The organism is Streptomyces griseorubiginosus, from assembly GCF_017614965.1.
Lineage (GTDB): Bacteria > Actinomycetota > Actinomycetes > Streptomycetales > Streptomycetaceae > Streptomyces > Streptomyces griseorubiginosus_B.
Window position 1 is genome coordinate 1 of the sequence record NZ_WVUG01000448.1, and the last position, 5,515, is coordinate 5,515.

Annotated in this window: 2 protein-coding genes and 1 pseudogene; 2 read left to right on the forward strand and 1 reads right to left on the reverse strand. The window is 72.2% G+C overall.

Features of this window, described 5'->3' with window-relative positions:
• Window positions 1–190: 190 nt before the first annotated feature.
• Complete coding sequence (locus GRC12_RS41480; protein WP_208785620.1) at window positions 191–799, reverse strand: hypothetical protein; 609 nt, start codon at window positions 797–799, stop codon at window positions 191–193.
• 285 nt (window positions 800–1,084) lie between these two features.
• On the opposite strand from GRC12_RS41480, the gene GRC12_RS41485 reads away from it, so the two are divergent.
• Together GRC12_RS41485 and GRC12_RS41490 are read left to right on the forward strand one after the other, a co-directional pair.
• The gene (locus GRC12_RS41485; protein WP_208785621.1) at window positions 1,085–4,126 is read left to right on the forward strand and encodes a helix-turn-helix domain-containing protein; all 3,042 of its coding nucleotides are present in this window, start codon (window positions 1,085–1,087) and stop codon (window positions 4,124–4,126) included.
• A 219-nt stretch (window positions 4,127–4,345) separates the two neighbouring features.
• Window positions 4,346–5,515, forward strand: a pseudogene (locus tag GRC12_RS41490) (DUF4236 domain-containing protein); the annotation flags it as partial.

The following is a 5,515-nucleotide window of genomic DNA, read 5'->3' on the forward strand; positions in this document are numbered from 1 at the left end:
CCCGACGGCACCCCCACGCCTCCCTGGCCATAAGGCCCGCCAGCCAGCGCAGGTCAGGGCTGCAGCCCCTGCTCACCGCGCCGCTCCCTGGCCTTTGCCCTCGTTGTCGAACGCGAGCGAGGCAGGCCCCGCGGATCACAGGCCACCGTGCCGTGCGCAACAGGGGCGCCAGATCGGTTGCGGGAGGTGGTTAGGGGGCGGCGAGGGCGGTTCGTGCTGTGTCGAGGAAGTCGGCGTGCGCAGCCGGGTACTGGCCCGCCGAGGCGTTCGTGTCGAGGGAGCGTTCCAAGGTCTCGGCAGCGGAGCTGACCGGCTCGGGGCCTTCGAGCCGGACGAGGGTGAGTGCCTCGGTGACGGCGCTCAGGGCTGCGCGGTGGCGGTCGCGGCAGCCGGCCGCCTCGGGGGTGCCGATGGCCTGCTGCCACGCGAGGCGGCGCTGGTGGCAGGTGTCGGCGGCGGTGAGGAAGGCGGCGTAGGCGCTGCGGCGCACCTCACGCTGCGCGGCAAGATGCTGGGCGGTCAGCGTCTGTCGGGCCACGTCGAGTTGGGCGTCGGCTTGCAGACGGCCGGCCTCCCATGCGGCCTCCGCCTGCCGGCGTCCGGCGTCCCAGGCCGCGTCCGCCTGACGCTGGCCGGCCGCCCAGGCCGCGTCCGCCTGCCGGGCTGCGGCATCGACGGTGCTCTGCGCCTGCTTCCGGGCGGCCGCCAGCGTGAACCATCCCGTGACTGCGCCGCCCGCGAGGGCACCGGCCACCGCCGAACCGGCGGCGATCCACGCCGTCATCACCGCATCCGACACCCAGGCCCCCTCCCGTCCACCCCGCTGCCCACCGGTGCAGTGTGCCAGCCATCGAGGGGCCCGCGCGGAGCGTCAGTCCATGCGGTTGGCCGCCGCCTGCTCCATGGCGTATGAGCGGGCAGGTCTGCCGATGGTGACGGTTGCGGGTGGAGCGGCAGGAGCATGAACTGCGGTAGAGGTCGGACTTCCCTCGGGGGTGAAGGGGTGCCGCAAGAACTTATGCCGCGCGCTGCAGCCCGGCGTGAGCTGCACGGCAGGCTCCATGACGGTCTGACGCTGAGTCGGTTGACCAGGACGCAGCTTGCCGACAGGTCGGGGTTGGGGCGCACGACCGTCGCCGAGGCTCTTCGGCCCGATGGCCGACTGCCGTCGGCCAAGACGGTGGCAGCGTTGGCAGGGGCGTTGGGGATCCCGGCCCGCGAGCTTTTGGCGTTGCGGCGGGCCGCGGCCGGCGGGATGGGCCCGGCCGTGGCGAAGGGGCCGGTGTTGGGCCGGCCGGTGGAGGACTGGGAGGCGCATGCCCTGGAGGTTCATCCGGCCGGGAGCATCGCGAACGGGCAGCAGGCGGGGGCCCTCGATGACCGGGTCCTGCCCGGCTACGTGCACCGTGCCCACGACCGGGTGCTGGCCGCTGCGGTACAGGAGGCCGTGGAGGGGCACAGCCGGATGGTGGTGCTGGTCGGGTCTTCCTCCACGGGCAAGACCAGGGCGTGCTGGGAAGCGGTGGGACCGCTTGCGGGCACCGGCTGGCGGCTGTGGCATCCGTTCGATCCGACCCGGGCAGAGGCTGCACTGGAAGACTTGGGCCGGGTGACGCCGCGGACCGTGGTGTGGCTGAACGAGGCGCAGCACTACCTCGACAGTCACCGTACGGGCGAGCGCATCGCTGCTGCCCTGCATCACCTGCTCACCGATCCCGCACGCGGGCCGGTGCTCATCCTGGCGACGCTGTGGCCCGAGTACGCCCAGCAGTACACCGCCCTGCCGGCCTTTGGCAGTTCGGACACCTACAGCAGGGTGCGCGAGTTGCTCGCCGGGCGCACTGTCGCGGTGCCCGACCTCTTCGATGCTGCTGCGCTGGAGCGCGCTGCAGCCCTGGCCCGCGGCGGTGACCACCTGTTGGCCGACGCTCTCACCCGGGCCGGCACGAGCGGGCGGATCACCCAGGATCTGGCGGGGGCGCCCCAGCTTCTGCACCGCTACGAGCACGGCACGGCAGCTGCCCGCGCTCTGCTTGAAGCCGCGATGGATGCTCGCCGCCTGGGTATCGGGCTGCACCTTCCCCAACCGTTTCTCACCGACGCGGCCGCCGACTACCTCACCGATGTCGACTATGACCAACTCACCGATGACTGGGCAGAAGCCGCCTACGCCGAACTCGCCCGCCTCGTCCACGGAAAACAGGCGCCGCTGCGTCGCGTCCACCCGCGCCCCGAACGCCGCCGGCCCCAAGCGCCGTCGGTGTCCTCGCCTTCCACGGCCGTATCCGTCTTCCGCCTGGCCGACTATCTGGAACAGCACGGCCGCACGCTGCGCCGGCCGTTGTGTCCGCCCGCGAGTTTCTGGCACGCCGGCCATGCGCATCTCACCCGGGTCGATGACCTCAAGGCCCTGGCCGCAGCGGCCCACAGGCGACACCGGCTGCAATGGGCTCACCACCTCACCTGCCGTGCAGCCGAGGCCGGCGACCCGGACGCCCTGGTCTACCTCTCCCGTCTCAGGGAGCGGTCCGGGCAGTACACGGCGGCCGAAGAAGTGGCCCTGCAGGCGGCACGTGCGGGTGACACCCGGGCCCTGGCGCAGCTGGCCCGGGCTCGGGACAAGGCAGGCAGTACCCAACGCGCCGAAGCGCTCGCACGGCAGGCCGCCAGGGCCGGGGACGGACGGGCTCTGCTCCGCCTCGCCCAGGCGCGCGAAGGGCGGGGAAACCGTCAGGGTGCCGAGGACCTCTATCAGCAGGCCGCTGAGGCGGGCAGCACCGACGCGCTGATCCAGCTGATGCGACTGCGCCGCGAAGCCGGCAACTTAAAGGGCGCCGAAGAAGCCAGCTGGCAGGCCGTCAAGGCCGGCAGCGAACATGCGTTGGTCCACCTGGTCAGAATCTGGCACGAGGACGGCCGCGAGGACAACGCCGAGGCCCTGGCCCGGCGCGCCGCAGCGGCCGGCAAGCTGCGCGCCCTCACAGCGTTGGCACTGATGCGGGAGAAGGCGGGCGAGTGGCAGGCAGGCGAAGCCCTGGCCCGGCACCTGCTCGACCTCGGCAGTCCCACCGCGCTGGCCGAACTGGCCCGGCTGCGCAAGGAAGCAGGTGACCATGCGGCTGCCGAGCAGTTCGCCCGGCAAGCGGCCACGGCCGGCCATACCCGTGCCCTGGTGGCTTTGATGCTGGAGCGGGAAAAAGCGGGCGACAAGCAGGGTGCCGAGGCTCTGGCCAGGCACGCCCTCGCCCCATCAGGCCACCGCTCCTCACCGGGCCTGCCCCTGCGGCGCCCAGGGAGCGCGAACCTCAGGGGTGCCGCAGCAGCCGGCTGGCCCCTTTCTGCGTCCCCCCAGACGTACGCCCTGCTGGCACTGGCCCGGCTCAGGGAGCAGACCGGGGATGACGACGGCGCCGAGGGCCTCTTGCAGCAGGCGGCCGATGCAGGCGACATCGAGGCCCTCGTGTCGCTGTCCCGCCTGCGGGAGAAGGCGGCAGACCATGTACAAGCCGAAGCGCTGGCTAGGCAGGCGGCGGCCGCCGGCAACCCTCGCGGGCTACTCCACCTCGCACGGAAGCGAGAGCGGGATGGCGAGTTGGCGGCGGCTGCGGTCTTGTTCCAACAGGCTGTCGACGCCGGCAGCCGCACAACGCTCGCCGACCTTGCCCGGCTGCGGGACAAGGCCGGTGATCAGGCCGGCGCCGACACCCTCGTGTTGGACGCGGTCCGTGACGGCGATGTCCGCCCCCTGCGCGAGCTGATCAGCACCCGGGAGAAAGCGGCAGACCACGCCGCGGCCGAAACCCTCGCCATCCGCGCGGCCGACATGGGCAGCGTCCACGGCCTGCTCGATCTGGCCTCGCTCAGGGCAGCGGCCGCAGACCACGCCGGTGCCCACAACCTCCTGCGGCACGCGGCTGACACGGGCAGCGCACACGCCCTGTTCGAACTCGCCCAGGAAAGAGCACGAAACGCAGACCACCACGGCGCGGAGGCCCTCGCCCGGCAGGCAGCCGACACAGGCAGCCTGGGAAGCGTGTCCAATTCCAACACCTTCAGAGCCTACGCACGACGGCAATGGCCCCACGGACTGGATCCCGACGGCACCCCCACGCCGCCCTGGACCTAAGCCACCGTCACCTGCCGATAATCCCTGCAGCGGCCACCCCACACGGGCGTCCGGTCCGGGAGCCGGCTCGAGACATCCGTACGCGCCGCCGCCGTAGACCGCTGGTGGCGTCCCAGGGGGGACGGCTTTCGGTGAGAAATGGGTGCAGGTGCCACACTGTCTGCCTTGAGGGAAGGGGTGGGCTTCGTGAGGTTCGGTTTCCGTGTAGGGGTTCCGGGGATGAGTGTGCGCGTCTCGACACGCGGCGTACGTACCTCGATCGGGCCGCGTGCGGCACGAATCAGCGTCGGCAGCGGCGGTGCGCGGGTCTCCTCCGGGCTCGGCCCCTTCTACGCCTCCAGTTCCCTGCGCGGCAGCCGGGCAGGCACCAGCACCCGGCGCAGCTCGCGCTCGCGGACGGTGGCGCCGTCGGCCGCGCAGCTGGAGCGGGCGCGCCGGCAGGCGGAGCGGGCGCAGCAGGAAGCGCAGCGCGATGCCGCGATCGCTGAACTGCGTGAGCTGCGGCGTCAGATGACCGAGGTGCATCTGCAGTCGTTTCCCGCCGCGCATCCGCCCGTGATCCCGCGGGTGCCGCAGCTGGGTCTGCCGTGGGCGCTGGCCGAGGCGCAGGCCTTCCACCTGCAGGGAGTGGGCCGGCTGGCGAGGGCGGAGCGGGCCGCTGCCAAGCAGCGCGCCCAGCAGGACGCCCCCGCCTATCTGGCGGCAGAGACCGCGCGCCTGCACAGCGTCCGGGAGCAGATGGCCGGCGAGGCCGCACAGTGGTGGCAGGCCCTGCTCGCCAATGATGAAGCAACCGTCTGCGAGGCCGTCAACACCGCCTTCTCCGACAATCCGGCCGCCGGCTGCGCCGTCGGCGTGGACGGCTCCGTGCTGTCCGTGCTGATGCGGCACCAGGACCTCGACACCCTGCCCACCCAGAGCCCCGGCCTGACCCCCAGCGGCCGGCCCACGCTCAAGACCCTCACCAAGCGAGACCGGCTGCTGTGGTGGCTCACCTCCATGGGCTCCCACCTCATCGCCACCCTCAAAGAGGGCTTCGCCACCGCCCCGAACATCACCGCCATCGACCTCGCCGTCCTCACCCGCCTGCCCGACACCCAGCGCCTGGGCTTCGTCGCCTACGGCCGCTGGAGCCGCCAGACCATCGAATCCACCCGCTGGCGAACGGCCGAGGACGCGCTGCGGTTTTTGGACCTCGGCCAGGACGTCGCCTGTGCCGTCACCACCACCGCCTCCGGAAACCTCTCCAGCAGCATCAAGCCGCTGGATGCCAGCCGGGTGCCCGGCCTGCAGGAGTTGCTGGACAACGCCCACGACGAACCCGACTCCGGTACGGCCGCCCTCGCCGACCTCGACCACACCCTCGGCGCCAACACCCCGCCCCACGAC